This is a genomic window from Pseudomonas quercus (assembly GCF_012033695.1).
GTDB classification, from domain to species: domain Bacteria; phylum Pseudomonadota; class Gammaproteobacteria; order Pseudomonadales; family Pseudomonadaceae; genus Aquipseudomonas; species Aquipseudomonas quercus.
Genome location: NZ_JAAVJI010000005.1, coordinates 75,301 through 90,976, shown reverse-complemented (window position 1 = coordinate 90,976; position 15,676 = coordinate 75,301). Strand labels below are relative to the sequence as shown.

Genomic DNA, 15,676 nt, shown 5'->3' with positions numbered 1-15,676 from the left:
AGGGATTCGCTTCTCCCATGCTAACCATCGCGTTGTCCAAGGGCCGCATTCTCGACGATACCTTGCCGCTGCTCGCGGCTGCCGGTATTGCCCCGACCGAAGATCCGGACAAAAGCCGCAAGCTCATTATTCCCACCACCCAGGGCGATGTTCGCCTGTTGATCGTACGCGCCACCGATGTGCCCACTTATGTAGAGCACGGTGCGGCGGACCTGGGTGTAGCAGGCAAGGACGTGCTCATGGAGTACGGCGGCCAGGGTTTGTATGAGCCGCTGGACCTGAAAATCGCCTGTTGCAAACTGATGACCGCCGGTGCGGTCGGCGCACCCACGCCTAAGGGCCGGCTGCGTATCGCAACCAAATTCGTGAACGTTGCCAAGCGCTATTACGCCGAGCAGGGGCGCCAGGTGGATATCATCAAGCTGTACGGTTCCATGGAGCTCGCGCCCTTGGTTGGCCTTGCAGACAAGATCATTGACGTGGTCGACACCGGCAACACCCTGCGGGCCAATGGCCTGGAGCCCCAGGACCTGATCGCCATGGTCAGCTCCCGCCTCGTGGTCAACAAGGCCTCCATGAAAATGCAGCACGGGCGTATCCAGGCCTTGATCGACAGCCTGCGCCACGCGGTGGAATCCCGACACCGTAGCTGACACGTCGCGCGCCTTCTCAGGTGCGCTTTCACTATCCGCGCCATAGGCTATTTCCATGAAGAAAGGCTGATAACGGCGCGGTGGTGCTGCTAGATTGTCCGTTTATTTCGTCACCTTGCTCAACCCCTGAGGCTTGCCATGACCGCACCTACCGCCATCCGCCGACTCGACGCCACCGCCCTGGATTTCGCGCGGCATCTGGATCATCTGCTGAGCTGGGAAAGCGTGTCTGACGAAGCCGTAAACGGCCGGGTACTGGACATCATCAAAGCTGTACGCGAACAGGGCGACGCTGCTGTAGTCGAGTTCACTCAGCGTTTCGATGGCGTGCAGGCCAGCGCCATGGCTGACCTGATTCTGCCCCGTGCACGCCTAGAGCAGGCCTTGGAGCGTATTACGCCAGCCCAAAGGGAAGCCCTTGAAACCGCCGCTACCCGTGTGCGCAGCTACCATGAAAAGCAGAAGCAGGGCTCCTGGAGCTATACCGAGGCCGATGGCACGGTGTTGGGCCAGCAGGTGACCCCCCTGGATCGGGCAGGCTTGTATGTACCAGGTGGGAAGGCCAGCTATCCCTCTTCAGTGCTGATGAATGCCATTCCGGCAAAAGTGGCCGGGGTGCCCGAGGTTGTGATGGTGGTGCCTACCCCACGCGGTGAAATAAACGAGCTGGTGCTGGCCGCTGCCTGTATCGCGGGCGTGGACCGGGTATTCACCATCGGGGGCGCCCAGGCTGTCGCCGCGCTGGCCTATGGCACCGAGAGTGTGCCACGGGTCGACAAGATCGTCGGGCCGGGCAACATCTATGTGGCCACTGCCAAGCGCCATGTGTTCGGGCAGGTAGGCATCGACATGATCGCAGGCCCTTCGGAAATTCTTGTGGTGTGTGACGGCGGTACTGATCCGGACTGGATCGCCATGGACCTGTTCTCCCAGGCCGAGCATGACGAAGACGCCCAGGCCATTCTCGTCAGCCCGGACCAGGCATTCCTGGACAACGTGGCACAGAGCATAGACAAGCTGCTTCCCACCATGGAGCGAGCTGAGATCATTCGCACGTCTCTGGCCAATCGGGGTGCACTGATCAAGGTCGCAGACATGGCCCAAGCCATCGACGTGGCCAACCGTATTGCACCTGAACACCTGGAGCTGTCTGTGGACGCACCGAGCGAGTGGTTGCCGCACATCCGCCACGCGGGCGCCATTTTCATGGGGCGTCATACCAGCGAGGCCCTGGGTGACTATTGCGCCGGGCCCAATCACGTATTACCTACGTCAGGCACTGCACGTTTCTCTTCCCCCTTAGGCGTGTACGATTTCCAGAAGCGTTCGTCGGTTATCTTCTGTTCTGAGCAGGGTGCGTCCGAACTGGGCCGTACCGCTTCGGTACTGGCCCGCGGAGAGTCGTTGAGCGCCCATGCCCGTAGTGCCGAATACCGGATCAAGGAAGCCTGACCATGAGCAAGTTCTGGAGCCCCTTCGTCAAACAGCTGGTGCCCTATGTGCCTGGCGAGCAGCCGAAGCTCACCAACCTGGTGAAGCTTAATACCAACGAAAACCCCTATGGGCCTTCGCCCTTGGCCCTGGAGGCCATGCGGGCTGAAATCGGCGATACCTTGCGCCTCTACCCTGATCCGAACGGGGATCGGCTCAAACACGCTGTGGCCGCTTTCTACGATGTACAGCCCGGCCAGGTATTCGTGGGCAACGGTTCGGATGAAGTGCTCGCCCATATCTTCCACGGCCTGTTTCAACAGGATAAGCCGCTGTTGTTCCCAGACATCAGCTACAGCTTCTATCCCGTGTACTGTGGGCTTTATGGCATCGACTTCGAGCAGCTGGCCCTGGATGAAAGCTTCCAGATAAACCCAGATGACTACATCAGGCCCAACGGCGGGATCATTTTCCCAAACCCCAATGCACCCACCGGTTGCCTGATGGGCCTGAGTGCCATTGAACAGGTCGTTCAGGGTAACCCGGACTCAGTCGTGGTGGTGGACGAGGCGTATATCGATTTTGGCGGGGAGACGGCCATTTCTCTGGTAGGCCGGTATCCGAACCTGCTGGTAACCCAAACCTTGTCCAAGTCTCGCTCGCTGGCAGGGCTGCGGGTAGGGCTGGCGGTGGGGCACCCGGACCTGATCGAGGCGCTTGAGCGGGTGAAGAACAGCTTTAACTCTTACCCCATTGACCGTATTGCCCTGGCGGGGGCAGCGGCTGCATTCGAGGACCGTGCCTGGTTCGACCACACCCGGCACCGTGTCATCGCAAGCCGCGAGCAACTGTCCGCCGAATTGGCACAACGTGGGTTCGAGGTGTTGCCATCGGGGGCAAACTTTATCTTTGTTCGGCACCCCGACAAGGACGCTGCGGCGATAGCGGCGCATTTGCGTGAGCACAACGTGATCGTGCGGCACTTCAAGCAGGCCCGGATTGCCCAGTTCCTGCGAATCTCCATTGGTACGCCGGAGGAGAACCAAGCGTTGCTGGACGCTTTGGCGTAACGCGGTTCCCGGTCTGCGCCTTCGGCTGCGACCGGTCCCACAGGGCACTACCTCTCCTTTGTAAAGCGCTTTAAATACCCTAAGGGTCGTGCCTGGCACGATCCCTTGTGGGAGCCCGCGCGCAGCGGGCGAATGATGCGCCGCTACAGTGTGGCAATCCCTTTTGCCATAAGAAGGGTCAGCCCTCTTCCTTGGGCACCGCCGCCGGTGCTGGCGGTGGCCGCATCCCGACTTCAGCCGTCAGCTTCAGGGTCTTGCTGTCGCGCATTACCTCGATAACGATCTTGTCTCCAGGCTTGGTGCGGGCGACCTGGTTCATCGAACGCCGGCCATCGGAAGCCGTCTCGTTGTTGATGCTGAGTATCACGTCACCCAGCTGCAAGCCGGCTTTCTGCGCAGGGCCATCGCGGAAAATGCCAGCCACCACGATGCCTGGCCGGTCTTTCAGGCCAAAGGACTCTGCCAAGTCGTCCGTCAAAGGCTGAACTTCGATGCCCAGCCAGCCACGAATCACCTGGCCATGTTCGATGATGGATTTCATCACCTCCAACGCCAGTTTGGTGGGAATGGCGAACCCGATGCCTTGGCTTCCCCCGGATTTGGAGAAGATGGCGGTGTTGATGCCGGTAAGGTTGCCATTGGCATCCACAAGCGCGCCGCCGGAGTTACCGGGGTTGATAGCAGCGTCGGTCTGGATGAAGTCCTCGTAGGTATTGAGGCCCAACTGGTTGCGCCCTGTTGCACTGATGATGCCCATGGTCACGGTTTGGCCTACGCCAAAAGGGTTGCCGATGGCCAGGGCCACATCACCTATGCGCAGGCTGTCTGAACTGCCGATGGTAATGGCAGGCAGGTGCTGCAGGTCGATCTTCAGCACGGCCAGGTCGGTTTCCGGATCACTGCCAATAACGCGGGCAAGGGTTTCACGGCCATCCTTGAGGGCGACCACAATCTGATCCGCTCCGGAGGTCACATGGTTGTTGGTCAGCAGGTAGCCTTCCGGGCTCATGATCACCGCCGAGCCCAGGCTGGACTCCCACCGGCGCTGCCGCGGCAGGTTGTCACCGAAAAACCGTTTGAACTGGGGGTCGTCCAACAACGGGTGGGCCGATTTGTTCACTGCTTTAGTGGTATAGAGGTTGACGACCGCCGGGGCGGCCAAAGTGACAGCGTCAGCATAGGAAACAGGCCCGCGGACAACGGCGCCCGATTGCGGTGCGGTTTGCAGGTTCACATCCTGGCTAGGTAGGCCCACCCATTCGGGAAAGCGCAGGATAATCAGCAGGGCGACCAGAATGCCGGTCAGCAGCGGCCAGCTGAAGTAACGCAAGGCAATCGACATCAATGAGTCCTGAGCGGTAATAGCGTTTCCACCGAGCCGGTGCCGGCCCATAATGGGCGCCATTATACGAGCGCATCGCCGCTCGCAAACTGTCTTGTGGAGACTTTTATGGCGGTGTCGCTGAGCATCCTGGTAGAAGAGGCCGACCGTTATCTTAACGCGGCCAGCATTGCCGATTACTGCCCCAACGGGCTACAGGTAGAGGGGCGCCCCCAGGTACGCAAGATCGTCAGCGGCGTGACGGCCAGCCAGGCACTGCTGGACGCCGCTGTGGATGCCGGTGCCGACTTGGTGCTGGTGCACCACGGCTACTTCTGGAAGGGTGAAAACCCTTGTATCACGGGCATGAAGCATCGGCGGCTCAAGACATTGTTCAAGCACGATGTGAGCCTGCTCGCCTACCACCTTCCCTTGGACATACACCCAGACGTCGGCAATAACGTACAGCTGGCTGCGCGGCTTGGCATAACGGTGGAAGGCCCCCTTGATCCGCGTGACTCGAAAGTCGTTGGCTTGATCGGTTCGCTGGACATGCCTCAAACCGCATTGGCATTTTCCCGCCAGGTAGCGCAGGTGCTGGGCCGCGAGCCACTGGTGGTGTGCAGTGGCCAGGTGGTAAGGCGTGTAGGTTGGTGTACCGGGGGTGGCCAAGGTTACATCGACAAGGCTATCGAGGCTGGGGTAGACCTGTTTCTGACCGGTGAAGCATCCGAGCAGACGTTCCATAGCGCCTGTGAGAATCGCGTGTCATTCATTGCCGCCGGCCATCACGCTACCGAACGTTATGGCGTGCAGGCGCTGGGTGATTACCTGGCACGGCGCTTTGCCATCGAGCACGTGTTCATAGACTGCCCAAACCCGGTGTAGTCAAAACTCGCGGGCATATGCTCATACCTTTTGGATCTAAGGCGCTGCCTTAATAGGCCTTAATGCTGTGATAGAGTGCCCGGCTCGAACACGGCCCGCAGGCCGTCCTATCTGCAACGCAATCCGTGAGTAGCCATGGTCGACAAACTGACGCACTTGAAACAGCTCGAAGCGGAAAGCATCCACATCATCCGTGAAGTGGCCGCCGAGTTCGACAACCCGGTCATGCTGTATTCCATCGGCAAAGATTCTGCCGTGATGCTGCACCTGGCCCGTAAAGCCTTTTTCCCAGGAAAACTGCCTTTTCCCGTAATGCACGTGGACACCCGGTGGAAGTTTCAGGAGATGTACCAGTTCCGTGATCGCATGGTCGAGGAAATGGGCCTGGACCTGCTGGTGCACGTGAACCCGGAAGGCGTGGCGCAGGGTATCAACCCGTTCACCCACGGCAGTGCCAAACACACCGATATCATGAAAACCCAAGGCCTGAAGCAGGCATTGGACAAGTATGGTTTCGATGCGGCCTTCGGCGGTGCCCGCCGTGACGAGGAGAAGTCCCGGGCCAAGGAGCGGGTGTACTCGTTCCGCGACAGCAAGCACCGCTGGGACCCGAAAAACCAGCGCCCCGAGCTGTGGAACCTGTACAACGGCAAGGTGAACAAAGGCGAGTCCATCCGCGTGTTCCCCCTGTCCAACTGGACCGAGCTGGACATCTGGCAGTACATCTATCTGGAGCAGATCCCGATCGTTCCGCTGTACTTCGCGGCCGAGCGCGACGTTATCGAGAAGAACGGCACGCTCATCATGATCGACGACGACCGTATCCTCGAGCACTTGTCGCCTGAAGAGAAGGCAAGCATCGTTAAAAAGAAGGTCCGCTTCCGCACGCTAGGCTGCTACCCCCTCACAGGCGCGGTGGAGTCGGACGCAGATAGCCTGACCGACATCATTCAGGAAATGCTCCTGACCCGTACGTCCGAACGCCAGGGGCGCGTCATCGACCACGATGGTGCGGGCTCCATGGAAGACAAGAAACGTCAGGGCTATTTCTAAATCGGGGTCTAAACATGTCGCACCAATCCGAATTGATCAGCGAGGACATCCTTGCTTATCTGGCCCAGCATGAACGTAAGGAATTGCTGCGCTTCCTGACCTGCGGGAACGTGGACGATGGTAAGAGCACCCTGATCGGGCGCCTGCTGCACGATTCGAAGATGATCTACGAGGATCACCTCGAAGCCATCACCCGTGACTCGAAGAAGGTCGGAACCACGGGCGATGATATCGACCTGGCACTGCTGGTCGACGGCTTGCAGGCCGAGCGCGAGCAAGGCATTACCATCGATGTGGCCTACCGTTATTTCTCGACCGCCAAGCGCAAGTTCATCATTGCCGATACCCCGGGCCACGAGCAGTACACCCGCAACATGGCCACAGGCGCCTCGACCTGCGACCTGGCAATCATTCTGGTAGACGCGCGCTATGGTGTGCAGACCCAGACTCGCCGGCACAGCTATATCGCCTCACTGCTCGGTATCAAGCACATTGTGGTCGCCATCAACAAAATGGACCTCAAAGGCTTCGATGAAGGCGTGTTCGAAACCATCAAGGCTGACTACCTGCAGTTTGCCGAGGCCATCAAGCTAAACCCGTCAAGCCTTCATTTCGTGCCCATGTCGGCCCTCAAGGGCGACAACGTGGTCAACCACAGTGAGCGTTCCCCGTGGTACACCGGCCCGTCACTGATGGAGATCCTGGAAACCGTTGAGGTTGCCGCTGACCGCAACCTCACAGACCTGCGTTTCCCTGTGCAATATGTGAACCGCCCGAACCTCAATTTCCGCGGCTTCGCCGGCACCCTTGCCAGCGGTGTGGTGCACAAGGGTGATGACGTGGTTGTGCTGCCATCGGGCAAGAGCAGCCGTGTAAAGTCCATCGTAACGTTCGAGGGTGAGCTGGAGCAGGCTGGCCCTGGCCAGGCGGTAACGCTGACCATGGAAGACGAGATCGACATCTCCCGTGGGGACTTGCTGGTACATGCTGACAATGTACCTCCTGTTACGGACCAGTTCGAAGCAATGCTGGTATGGATGTCCGAAGAGCCGATGCTGCCGGGCAAGAAGTACGACATCAAGCGCGCGACGAGCTATGTGCCGGGTTCCATTGCCAGCATCATTCATCGGGTAGACGTGAACACCCTTGAAGAGGGGTCGGCCAGCGCGCTGGCGCTCAACGAGATTGGCAAGGTGAAGGTGGCCCTTGATTCGTCCATTGCCTTGGACGGCTATGCCAGCAACCGCACCACCGGCGCCTTTATCGTGATCGACCGGTTGACCAACGGCACTGTCGGCGCAGGCATGATCGTTGCGCCTGCGGTGGTCTCTCATGGCGCAGCCGGTACGCATGGCAAGCTGGCCCACGTGAGCGTGGAAGAGCGCGCACGACGGTTCGGGCAGAAGCCGGCCACCGTGCTGTTTACCGGGTTGTCCGGCGCAGGCAAGAGCACTTTGGCCTATGCAGTGGAGCGCAAGCTGTTCGACATGGGCCGCGCCGTCTTTGTACTGGATGGACAAAACCTGCGCCATGACCTGAACAAGGGCTTGCCCCAGGACCGCGCTGGCCGTACCGAAAACTGGCGCCGTGCCGCGCATGTGGCGCGCCAGTTCAACGAAGCGGGCCTGGTGACTCTGGCCGCCTTTGTCGCACCCGATGCTGAGGGCCGTGCCCAAGCGCAAGACCTGATCGGTAGCGATCGGCTGGTCACCGTTTATGTGCAGGCATCGCCACAAGCCTGTCGCGAGCGTGACCCTCAAGGCCTTTATGCGGCCGCTCAGGACAATATACCGGGCGAGTCCTTCCCGTACGATGTGCCGCTCAAAGCCGACCTGGTGGTCGATACGCAGGCGGTGTCGGTGGAAGAGGGCGTGAAGCAGGTCATTGACCTGCTACGGGCACGTGGCGCGGTTTAAGGCCGTTTCTGCCTGGGAGGTGTCCGGGAGGTTTTTGGCAAGTTCCCGGTCTTCGCCTTTGGCTGCAACCGGTCCCACACCAGCAGCGCATGGCATAGCCTGTTGGAGCTGGAGATAGCCTGCGAAAGGGGAGCTTCAGATGCCCCTTTCTGCAGGTCGCTGCGCGATTGAGACTTGCAAGTACTGCTACCCCAATGAAAAGGGCCTCATTCGAGGCCCTTTTTCATTATTTGCGCTTGATGCCGTAATGCTCGTCGAGCATGCCGGGATGGGCGCTGTCAGGCGCAGTGAATTGTATGGTGATGTGTTTGGTGTAGGCCTCGTGGGTCGATTTCGTTAGGATGGCCCTCACAAAATTCAGGCTGCTTTGCGTAGCACCCATAAGACGTAGATGTGGAGCCGTGATGCCACAGCGGTTGCTTGGAAACCTCACGAAAATAGCAGGCTAGGTGTATGGTTTTGACGGGTATTTCTATGTCCAGGATCTGAACACCTCAAGCTACGCGTACAAAGTGCTTTTCACACCTCTTGGGCCCAGTGCGAGCGGTTGTCGGGATATCCTGGAGGCCGAGTTGGGGTGCGAATTGGTTGGTCTTCATCTGGAAATGAAGTTCTACCTTTCAGAGGACGCGACCGATGGCATGATAGACTTCAGTACGCCCAAAGAAATGGGTTTCAAGCCGCTGAGCATGGCTTCCATGACGGAACTGGGACTAGGGCTAGCGCTTAGCATACGTGAGATACAGGCGCAGATTCGTCCCAACGGCATTGCAGCGCTTGTACTGGATGAGCGGCCGCAGTTGAAAGATTTCTATAGGCGGTTATATAGAAAGCATGCGGCTATTCTTAGTGAGTACGGTTACAAGCCGCAGATATACCTAGGGGGGCAGGGGTATGCAGTATTCGAAGAAGGCTTCGCAGCAAGTGTTATTGAGCGAACTCAAGGCGCACAAGTTTCAGGTCGCTAACCAAGCACTACAGGCTAACGAGGCTGCTTTGCGCTCTGGAAATTTTGAAATTCTACCTGCTCGAACGCGTAGCCCTTCGACCTGCGAGCAGCGGAAGTAACCTAGAAGCTTACGCATTCGCTCATCCTGAAAGGGCCTCATTCGAGGCCCTTTTTCGTTATTTGCGCTTGATGCCGTAATGCTCGTCGAGCATACCGGGCATGTCAGGGCCTTTCGGTGCGTAATCTTTGGGGGCTTCCGAGTCGCGTGGGGGCGTGAGGCGATCGCGGTGCACCTGGTTGGCGTCCGAGTGCAACGCCGCCAACAGGCGTTGGCGGGTAAGCTCGTCCAGCGCCAGGTGGTTAGCGCCTTCTGCCAGGTGGTCCTGCACTTCCTGATAGCTCTGGGTCAGTTTCTTCACCAGAACCGCCGTACTGTTGAAATGCGTTACCACTTCATGCTGGTAGTTGTCGAACTTCTGCTGAAGGTCATCCAATTGGCGCTGGGTACCCCCCGGTACGGCATTGGGCGCCACGCGTGCTATAAGGAACCCCGCCACGACACCCACGATGAGCGCCAGGGTGGGCAGCAACCAAATCAAGAGCGAGTATTCCACGAGTCCTTCCTCTATAAACGGCTTTGCATTACGTTAACGGCTCACACCGGCGCTGTATACCGTCATAGGGCCTGAAAAGCGCAGCGCTGCGCCGGCCCTTCACAGGTACAAACCGATAGCTAGACGAGTCGACCCTGGTCAGGGTCACGGAGTTCATACCCTTGCTGATTCGCGAAAACCCTCTGATGCTCGATGGTCCCATAGGCCAGCTTGAAGCCCTTTACCTTGAAGTGCCCGAGCCACAGGGCCTGGCATTGCTTTGCCATCCGAACCCGGAGCAGGGTGGGACAATGCTCAACAAAGTCATGTCTACCCTGCAGCGCACGGCCCGGGATGCGGGCTATATCACCCTGCGCTTCAACTACCGGGGCACGGGTAGCAGTGCCGGTAGCCACGACATGGGCCTGGGAGAGGTCGACGACGCACACGCTGCGGCCAACTGGCTGCGTATTCGCCATCCGGGGCTGCCGCTTACGGTACTGGGCTTTTCCTTTGGCGGGTTTGTCGCCGCTACCCTGGCTGGCAGGCTGGAGCGCCAAGGGGCACCCCTCCGGCACTTGTTCATGTGCGCGCCAGCCGTGGCACGCCTGCGGGACGATGAGCCGCTTCCACAGCACAGCCCCATCACTGTAATTCAGCCGGACAATGATGAAGTGGTGAACCCCACCCAGGTGTATGAGTGGTCAGCAGCCCTCGGCCAGCCCCATGAGCTGCTGAAAGTGGCTGAATGTGGTCACTTCTTTCATGGCAAACTTACCGAACTCAAAGACCTGGTCTTGCCACGCCTTGCCCCTCTGACTGCAGCCCGATAAGCGATCAACCATGACCACCCGGATTCTCACAGGCATTACCACCACTGGCACGCCCCATTTGGGCAACTACGCTGGTGCCATTCGCCCGGCGATCGAAGCCAGCCGCCAAAGCAATGTGGATTCGTTCTACTTCCTAGCGGACTACCACGCGCTGATCAAATGCGACGACCCCTTGCGCATCCAGCGTTCCCGCTTGGAAATTGCCGCGACCTGGCTGGCTGGCGGTCTCGATGTGGAGCGAGCCACGTTCTACCGGCAGTCCGACATCCCTGAAATCCCGGAGCTGACCTGGCTGCTCACGTGCGTTGCAGGCAAAGGGTTGCTTAATCGCGCCCATGCCTACAAGGCGTCGGTGGACAAAAACGTGGACGCCGGTGAAGACCCGGATGCCGGCGTCACCATGGGGTTGTTCAGTTATCCGGTGCTGATGGCTGCTGACATCCTGATGTTCAATGCCCACAAAGTGCCGGTGGGGCGTGACCAGATCCAGCATGTGGAAATGGCCCGTGACATCGGCCAGCGCTTCAACCACCTGTTTGGCAAGGGCAGCGACTTGTTCGTGCTGCCTGAAGCCGTGATAGAAGAAAGCGTGGCTACCTTGCCTGGCCTGGATGGTCGCAAGATGTCCAAAAGCTATGACAACACCATTCCCTTGTTCAGCAGCCCCAAGCAGCTCAAGGACGCTATCGCCAGAATCGTTACGGACTCACGCCTGCCGGGAGAGCCGAAAGATCCAGGCGCCAGCCACCTGTTCACCCTCTACAGTGCATTCGCTACCCCTGCGCAAACTCAGGCGTTCCGTGCGCACCTGCTGGGCGGGCTAGGGTGGGGAGAAGCCAAGCAGCAATTGTTCGCCTTGCTCGACAGCGAACTGGGCGGCGCCCGCGACCGTTACCACCAGTTCATGGAGCGCCCGGCAGACCTGGAAGACATTCTTCAGGCAGGTGCCGCCAAGGCGCGCAAGGTGGCTACGCCCTTCCTCGAACAGTTGCGTGAAGCCGTAGGCCTGCGGTCGTTCCGTACACAGGTGGGAAGCACCGGTGAAGCGCGCAAGAAAGCGGGCAAGGCTTCACGTTTTGTCAGTTTCCGTGAGCAGGACGGTACATTCCGGTTCCGCCTGCTGAGCGCTGAGGGTGAGCAGTTGCTGCTGTCCAGGCCGTTCGCTGATGGCAAAAGTGCAGGTGCCGTCACCAAGGCCCTTCAAGAGGCCGAGGTTGACCTTCGGGCCAACGGTGCCGGCTTCGAGTTGTGGCTGGATGACACCTGTGTCGCCGACAGCCCGGCCTTCACAGACGATGCTAGCCGTGACGCCGCCATGAGTGCGGTACGTGAAGCGCTACGGCCCCAGGCCTGAGCCTCATCACAGGCCGTGACGTTCGGTCGCGGCCTTGATTGCCATCCCACAGGGCCGCCGTTACAGTGACGGCCCGGTTTTAAAGCCCCGTAGATGACCTATGACGCCCCTTGAACGATACCAAGCCGACCTTCAACGTCCTGATTTCTTCCACGATGCGGCCCAGGAAATAGCGGTTCGCCACCTGCAGCGTTTGTACGATGACCTGATTGCGGCCAACGGTGCCAAGCCGGGCTTGCTGGGCAAGCTGTTCGGGAAGAAGGACACGGTGCCGGTCAAGGGGTTGTACTTCTGGGGCGGGGTGGGGCGCGGTAAAACGTACCTGGTGGATACCTTCTTTGAAGCGCTTCCGTTCAAGGAAAAGACCCGTACGCACTTCCACCGCTTCATGAAGCGTGTGCATGAGGAAATGAAGCACCTCAAGGGGGAGAAGAACCCGCTTACCCTGATCGCCAAGCGTTTTGCCGACGAGTCGCGCGTCATCTGCTTCGACGAATTCTTCGTTTCGGACATCACCGATGCCATGATTCTGGGCACCTTGATGGAAGAGCTGTTCAAGCACGGCGTTACGCTGGTGGCCACGTCCAACATCGTGCCTGACGGTCTCTACAAGGATGGCCTGCAGCGTGCACGCTTTCTGCCGGCCATTGCACTGATCAAGCAGCACACCGAAATCGTGAACGTCGACAGCGGTGTGGATTACCGCCTGCGCCACCTCGAACAAGCTGAGCTGTTTCATTTTCCGCTCAATGAAGCGGCCGAAAAAAGCCTGCGCGAAAGCTTCAAGGCGCTGACGCCTGATTGCACTGCGCCGGTCGAGAACGACGTGCTGATGATCGAAAACCGCGAGATCAAGGCGTTGCGCACGTGTGATGACGTGGCCTGGTTCGATTTTCGTGCGTTGTGCGACGGCCCGCGTAGCCAGAACGACTACATCGAACTGGGCAAGATCTTCCACGCCGTCATTCTCAGTGGTGTAGAGCAGATGAGTGTGGCAACCGATGACATCGCACGGCGCTTTATCAACATGGTCGACGAGTTCTACGACCGTAACGTGAAGCTGATCATCTCGGCAGAAGTGGAGCTTAAAGACCTGTACTCCGGTGGCCGGTTGAATTTCGAGTTCCAGCGCACCCTTAGCCGGTTGCTGGAAATGCAGTCCCATGAGTTCCTTTCACGCGCTCACAAGCCATGAATTGAAAAAGCTGCTTGAGTTTTTCCTCGTAATCCGGATAATTCGCCTGCTCTGAACGTGGAGGAAGTGATGCCCCTCCCCGAACAGGCCCCTGGCCGACCCCCGACGCGATGACCCGAGCCCCCAAAAGCGTCTGGATGCGGCTGTCTTTGACCTTGTCAAAGCAAGCACTATTCAGTAAGCTCCGCCGTCTATTTTTGCTGGGCGGCCCCTGAGGCTATAAAGAATGAAAACTTTTACTGCTAAACCGGAAACAGTAAAGCGCGACTGGTTTGTCGTCGACGCCGCTGGCCAGACCCTGGGTCGTCTGGCTACTGAAATCGCGAGCCGTCTGCGTGGCAAGCACAAGCCTGAATACACTCCACACGTTGACACCGGTGACTACATCGTTGTTATCAACGCCGAGCAGGTTCGTGTAACCGGCGCCAAGTCTACGGACAAGGTGTACTACTCCCACTCCGGTTTCCCGGGCGGTATCAAATCGATCACTTTCGATAAGCTGATCGACAAGGCACCTGAGCGCGTGATCGAGACAGCGGTCAAAGGCATGCTGCCGAAGAACCCGCTGGGTCGCGACATGTACCGTAAGCTGAAAGTCTATGCGGGCGCTGCACACCCTCATACTGCTCAGCAGCCCCAAGAACTGAAGTTTTAACGGAATAGTCCACTATGTCGGCGACTCAAAATTACGGCACTGGCCGTCGCAAGACCGCAACCGCTCGCGTTTTCCTGCGTCCGGGTACCGGTAACATCTCCATCAACAACCGCGCGCTGGACACGTTCTTCGGTCGTGAAACCGCTCGCATGGTTGTTCGTCAGCCTCTGGAACTGACCGGCAACGTTGAGAAATTCGACGTGTTCGTGACCGTTTCCGGTGGTGGCGTAAGCGGCCAGGCTGGCGCTATCCGTCACGGCATTACCCGTGCCCTGATGGTCTACGACGAAACCCTGCGTGGCGAACTGCGCCGTGCTGGCTTCGTGACTCGCGATGCACGTGAAGTCGAGCGTAAGAAGGTCGGTCTGCGCAAAGCGCGTAAGCGTCCTCAGTACTCCAAGCGTTAATTCGCTGCTCGTGCTTCAAGAAAAAGCCCGGTTCGAAAGAGCCGGGCTTTTTCGTTTCAAGGGCACTACAGTGGGAGGAAAGGCTGCTTAGCACAACGTGCTTGCGCCCGTAGGGGCCAAAATTCCTGTAAGATTCGCCGTTATTGCGCGCCTGAGGCGCTCTTTGCTGTCGCCGAGCAGGCCTTGACCTGCACGCCGCAAAGGAGCACATCCGGTGCGTTTGTTTATCTGCTTTCAGCGAGGAGATCGCCATGGGCGTAACCAACCGGTTGGCCTGCTACTCCGATCCTGCCGACCATTATTCCCATCGCGTGCGTATCGTACTGGCTGAAAAAGCCGTTACAGTGCACATCATTGATATCGTTCCTGGGCGTCAACCTGCAGCACTGATGGAGGTCAACCCCTACGGCTCGCTCCCTACCCTGGTAGACCGTGACCTGGCCTTGTACGAGTCCACAGTGGTGATGGAGTACCTGGACGAACGTTACCCACACCCACCCTTGCTGCCGGCTTATCCCGTCGCCCGTGCCAATGCGCGCCTGTTGATGCATAGAATCCAGCGCGATTGGTGCTGCCATGTGGATGCACTGCTAGACCCTCGCAGTAAGGAAGCAACTCGCGTGGATGCTCGCAAGCACCTTCGGGAGAGCCTGGCGGGCGTTTCGCCTCTGTTTGCCGAGATGTCTCATTTCATGAGCGATGAGCAAAGCCTGGTGGATTGCTGTCTATTGCCTATCCTCTGGCGCCTGCCAGTTATGGGGGTAGAGTTGCCACGCGCGGCCAAGCCGCTGCTCGATTACATGGATCGGCAGTTCGCTCGGGAAGCTTTTCAGGCCAGCCTTTCGGCAGCCGAACGCGAAATGCGTTAGTTCTATAGGAGCCATTAATGAATTCCAGTCGTCCCTATCTAGTCCGCTCACTCTACGAGTGGATAGTAGATAACGATTGCACGCCCCATATCCTGGTCAATGCTGAGTATCGCGATGTTCAGGTGCCTGAAGGGTTCGCAACAGATGGGCAGATCGTGCTCAATGTTTCTCCGGATGCTATTCGTCACCTACACATGGACAATGAAGCCGTCAGTTTCGAAGGGCGCTTCTCAGGTGTGGCTCACACGCTGTATGTGCCCATAGGCGCAATCATGGGCATTTATGCCCGTGAGAATGGCCAAGGCATGGTATTCGATCCTGAAGTGCCAGACCTGGACCATGAGCCAACCATCGAGCCTGAGCAAGCGAGCAGCCCTGGCCTGCCGCCAGACGACGAGCCGCCTCGCCCTAGCGGCCGACCTAGCCTGAAAGTAGTGAAATGAAAAAGGCGACCCTAGGGTCGCCTTTTTTGCGAATAACCTACGGCTG

16 protein-coding genes are annotated in these 15,676 nt (G+C 58.7%); 14 read left to right on the top strand and 2 right to left on the bottom strand.

The genetic code is table 11. The features are described 5' to 3' along the window. Positions 1-17: 17 nt before the first annotated feature. From hisG to hisC, 3 genes are all read left to right on the top strand, one after another. Positions 18-653 (top strand): ATP phosphoribosyltransferase, encoded by a 636-nt coding sequence (gene hisG, locus HBH25_RS10900; RefSeq protein WP_168083941.1) that lies wholly within the window; start codon positions 18-20, stop codon positions 651-653. Positions 654-791: 138 nt separating this feature from the next. Next, positions 792-2,105, top strand: a complete 1,314-nt coding sequence (gene hisD / locus HBH25_RS10895; RefSeq protein WP_168083940.1) for a histidinol dehydrogenase — start codon at positions 792-794, stop codon at positions 2,103-2,105. 2 nt (positions 2,106-2,107) lie between these two features. Continuing rightward, positions 2,108-3,154: a histidinol-phosphate transaminase gene (hisC, locus tag HBH25_RS10890; RefSeq protein WP_168083939.1), complete on the top strand. Its 1,047-nt coding sequence runs from the start codon at positions 2,108-2,110 to the stop codon at positions 3,152-3,154. 178 nt (positions 3,155-3,332) lie between these two features. Here the strand turns inward: hisC and algW are convergent, their stop codons facing one another. After that, entirely contained in the window at positions 3,333-4,496 is a 1,164-nt protein-coding gene (gene algW, locus HBH25_RS10885; protein ID WP_168083938.1) for a Do family serine endopeptidase AlgW, read from the bottom strand. Positions 4,497-4,604: 108 nt separating this feature from the next. Between algW and HBH25_RS10880 the strand changes: the two genes are divergently transcribed. The 4 genes from HBH25_RS10880 (at position 4,605) to HBH25_RS10865 (ending at position 9,300) form a co-directional block, all read left to right on the top strand. Then, the gene (locus HBH25_RS10880) at positions 4,605-5,363 is read left to right on the top strand and encodes a Nif3-like dinuclear metal center hexameric protein (RefSeq protein ID WP_168083937.1); all 759 of its coding nucleotides are present in this window, start codon (positions 4,605-4,607) and stop codon (positions 5,361-5,363) included. A 135-nt stretch (positions 5,364-5,498) separates the two neighbouring features. After that, complete coding sequence (gene cysD, locus HBH25_RS10875; RefSeq protein WP_168083936.1) at positions 5,499-6,416, top strand: sulfate adenylyltransferase subunit CysD; 918 nt, start codon at positions 5,499-5,501, stop codon at positions 6,414-6,416. Positions 6,417-6,430: 14 nt separating this feature from the next. Next, a complete protein-coding gene (gene cysN, locus HBH25_RS10870; RefSeq protein WP_168083935.1) occupies positions 6,431-8,332 on the top strand; it encodes a sulfate adenylyltransferase subunit CysN in 1,902 nt (633 codons plus the stop codon). A gap of 449 nt (positions 8,333-8,781) precedes the next feature. Continuing rightward, complete coding sequence (locus HBH25_RS10865; protein ID WP_168083934.1) at positions 8,782-9,300, top strand: hypothetical protein; 519 nt, start codon at positions 8,782-8,784, stop codon at positions 9,298-9,300. Positions 9,301-9,457: 157 nt separating this feature from the next. On the opposite strand, the gene HBH25_RS10860 is transcribed toward HBH25_RS10865, so the two are convergent. Further along, positions 9,458-9,895, bottom strand: coding sequence for a ZapG family protein (locus HBH25_RS10860; protein WP_168083933.1), 438 nt, complete (start codon positions 9,893-9,895; stop codon positions 9,458-9,460). A gap of 161 nt (positions 9,896-10,056) precedes the next feature. Between HBH25_RS10860 and HBH25_RS10855 the strand changes: the two genes are divergently transcribed. From HBH25_RS10855 to HBH25_RS10825, 7 genes are all read left to right on the top strand, one after another. Then, positions 10,057-10,707: an alpha/beta hydrolase gene (locus HBH25_RS10855; protein WP_178088932.1), complete on the top strand. Its 651-nt coding sequence runs from the start codon at positions 10,057-10,059 to the stop codon at positions 10,705-10,707. 10 nt (positions 10,708-10,717) lie between these two features. Further along, on the top strand, positions 10,718-12,061 hold the full coding sequence (locus tag HBH25_RS10850) for a tryptophan--tRNA ligase (protein WP_168083932.1): 1,344 nt from the start codon (positions 10,718-10,720) through the stop codon (positions 12,059-12,061). Between the two features lie 100 nt (positions 12,062-12,161). Continuing rightward, positions 12,162-13,256, top strand: coding sequence for a cell division protein ZapE (gene zapE / locus HBH25_RS10845; RefSeq protein ID WP_168083931.1), 1,095 nt, complete (start codon positions 12,162-12,164; stop codon positions 13,254-13,256). A gap of 226 nt (positions 13,257-13,482) precedes the next feature. Next, a complete protein-coding gene (rplM, locus tag HBH25_RS10840) occupies positions 13,483-13,911 on the top strand; it encodes a 50S ribosomal protein L13 (protein ID WP_168083930.1) in 429 nt (142 codons plus the stop codon). 14 nt (positions 13,912-13,925) lie between these two features. Then, positions 13,926-14,318: a 30S ribosomal protein S9 gene (gene rpsI, locus HBH25_RS10835; protein WP_168083929.1), complete on the top strand. Its 393-nt coding sequence runs from the start codon at positions 13,926-13,928 to the stop codon at positions 14,316-14,318. A 251-nt stretch (positions 14,319-14,569) separates the two neighbouring features. Beyond that, entirely contained in the window at positions 14,570-15,187 is a 618-nt protein-coding gene (locus HBH25_RS10830) for a glutathione S-transferase N-terminal domain-containing protein (protein ID WP_168083928.1), read from the top strand. Positions 15,188-15,204: 17 nt separating this feature from the next. Beyond that, entirely contained in the window at positions 15,205-15,630 is a 426-nt protein-coding gene (locus tag HBH25_RS10825; protein WP_168083927.1) for a ClpXP protease specificity-enhancing factor, read from the top strand. Positions 15,631-15,676 lie beyond the last annotated feature (46 nt).

Excerpts from the sequence above, each read along its gene's own strand:
- hisD (WP_168083940.1), top strand. The coding sequence starts at position 792 with ATGACCGCACCTACCGCCATCCGCCGACTCGACGCCACCGCCCTGGAT.
- rpsI (WP_168083929.1), top strand. The coding sequence starts at position 13,926 with ATGTCGGCGACTCAAAATTACGGCACTGGCCGTCGCAAGACCGCAACC.
- cysD (WP_168083936.1), top strand. The coding sequence starts at position 5,499 with ATGGTCGACAAACTGACGCACTTGAAACAGCTCGAAGCGGAAAGCATC.
- cysN (WP_168083935.1), top strand. The coding sequence starts at position 6,431 with ATGTCGCACCAATCCGAATTGATCAGCGAGGACATCCTTGCTTATCTG.
- hisC (WP_168083939.1), top strand. The coding sequence starts at position 2,108 with ATGAGCAAGTTCTGGAGCCCCTTCGTCAAACAGCTGGTGCCCTATGTG.
- zapE (WP_168083931.1), top strand. The coding sequence starts at position 12,162 with ATGACGCCCCTTGAACGATACCAAGCCGACCTTCAACGTCCTGATTTC.
- HBH25_RS10850 (WP_168083932.1), top strand. The coding sequence starts at position 10,718 with ATGACCACCCGGATTCTCACAGGCATTACCACCACTGGCACGCCCCAT.
- HBH25_RS10830 (WP_168083928.1), top strand. The coding sequence starts at position 14,570 with ATGGGCGTAACCAACCGGTTGGCCTGCTACTCCGATCCTGCCGACCAT.
- HBH25_RS10880 (WP_168083937.1), top strand. The coding sequence starts at position 4,605 with ATGGCGGTGTCGCTGAGCATCCTGGTAGAAGAGGCCGACCGTTATCTT.
- algW (WP_168083938.1), bottom strand. The coding sequence starts at position 4,496 with ATGTCGATTGCCTTGCGTTACTTCAGCTGGCCGCTGCTGACCGGCATT.
- rplM (WP_168083930.1), top strand. The coding sequence starts at position 13,483 with ATGAAAACTTTTACTGCTAAACCGGAAACAGTAAAGCGCGACTGGTTT.
- hisG (WP_168083941.1), top strand. The coding sequence starts at position 18 with ATGCTAACCATCGCGTTGTCCAAGGGCCGCATTCTCGACGATACCTTG.
- HBH25_RS10825 (WP_168083927.1), top strand. The coding sequence starts at position 15,205 with ATGAATTCCAGTCGTCCCTATCTAGTCCGCTCACTCTACGAGTGGATA.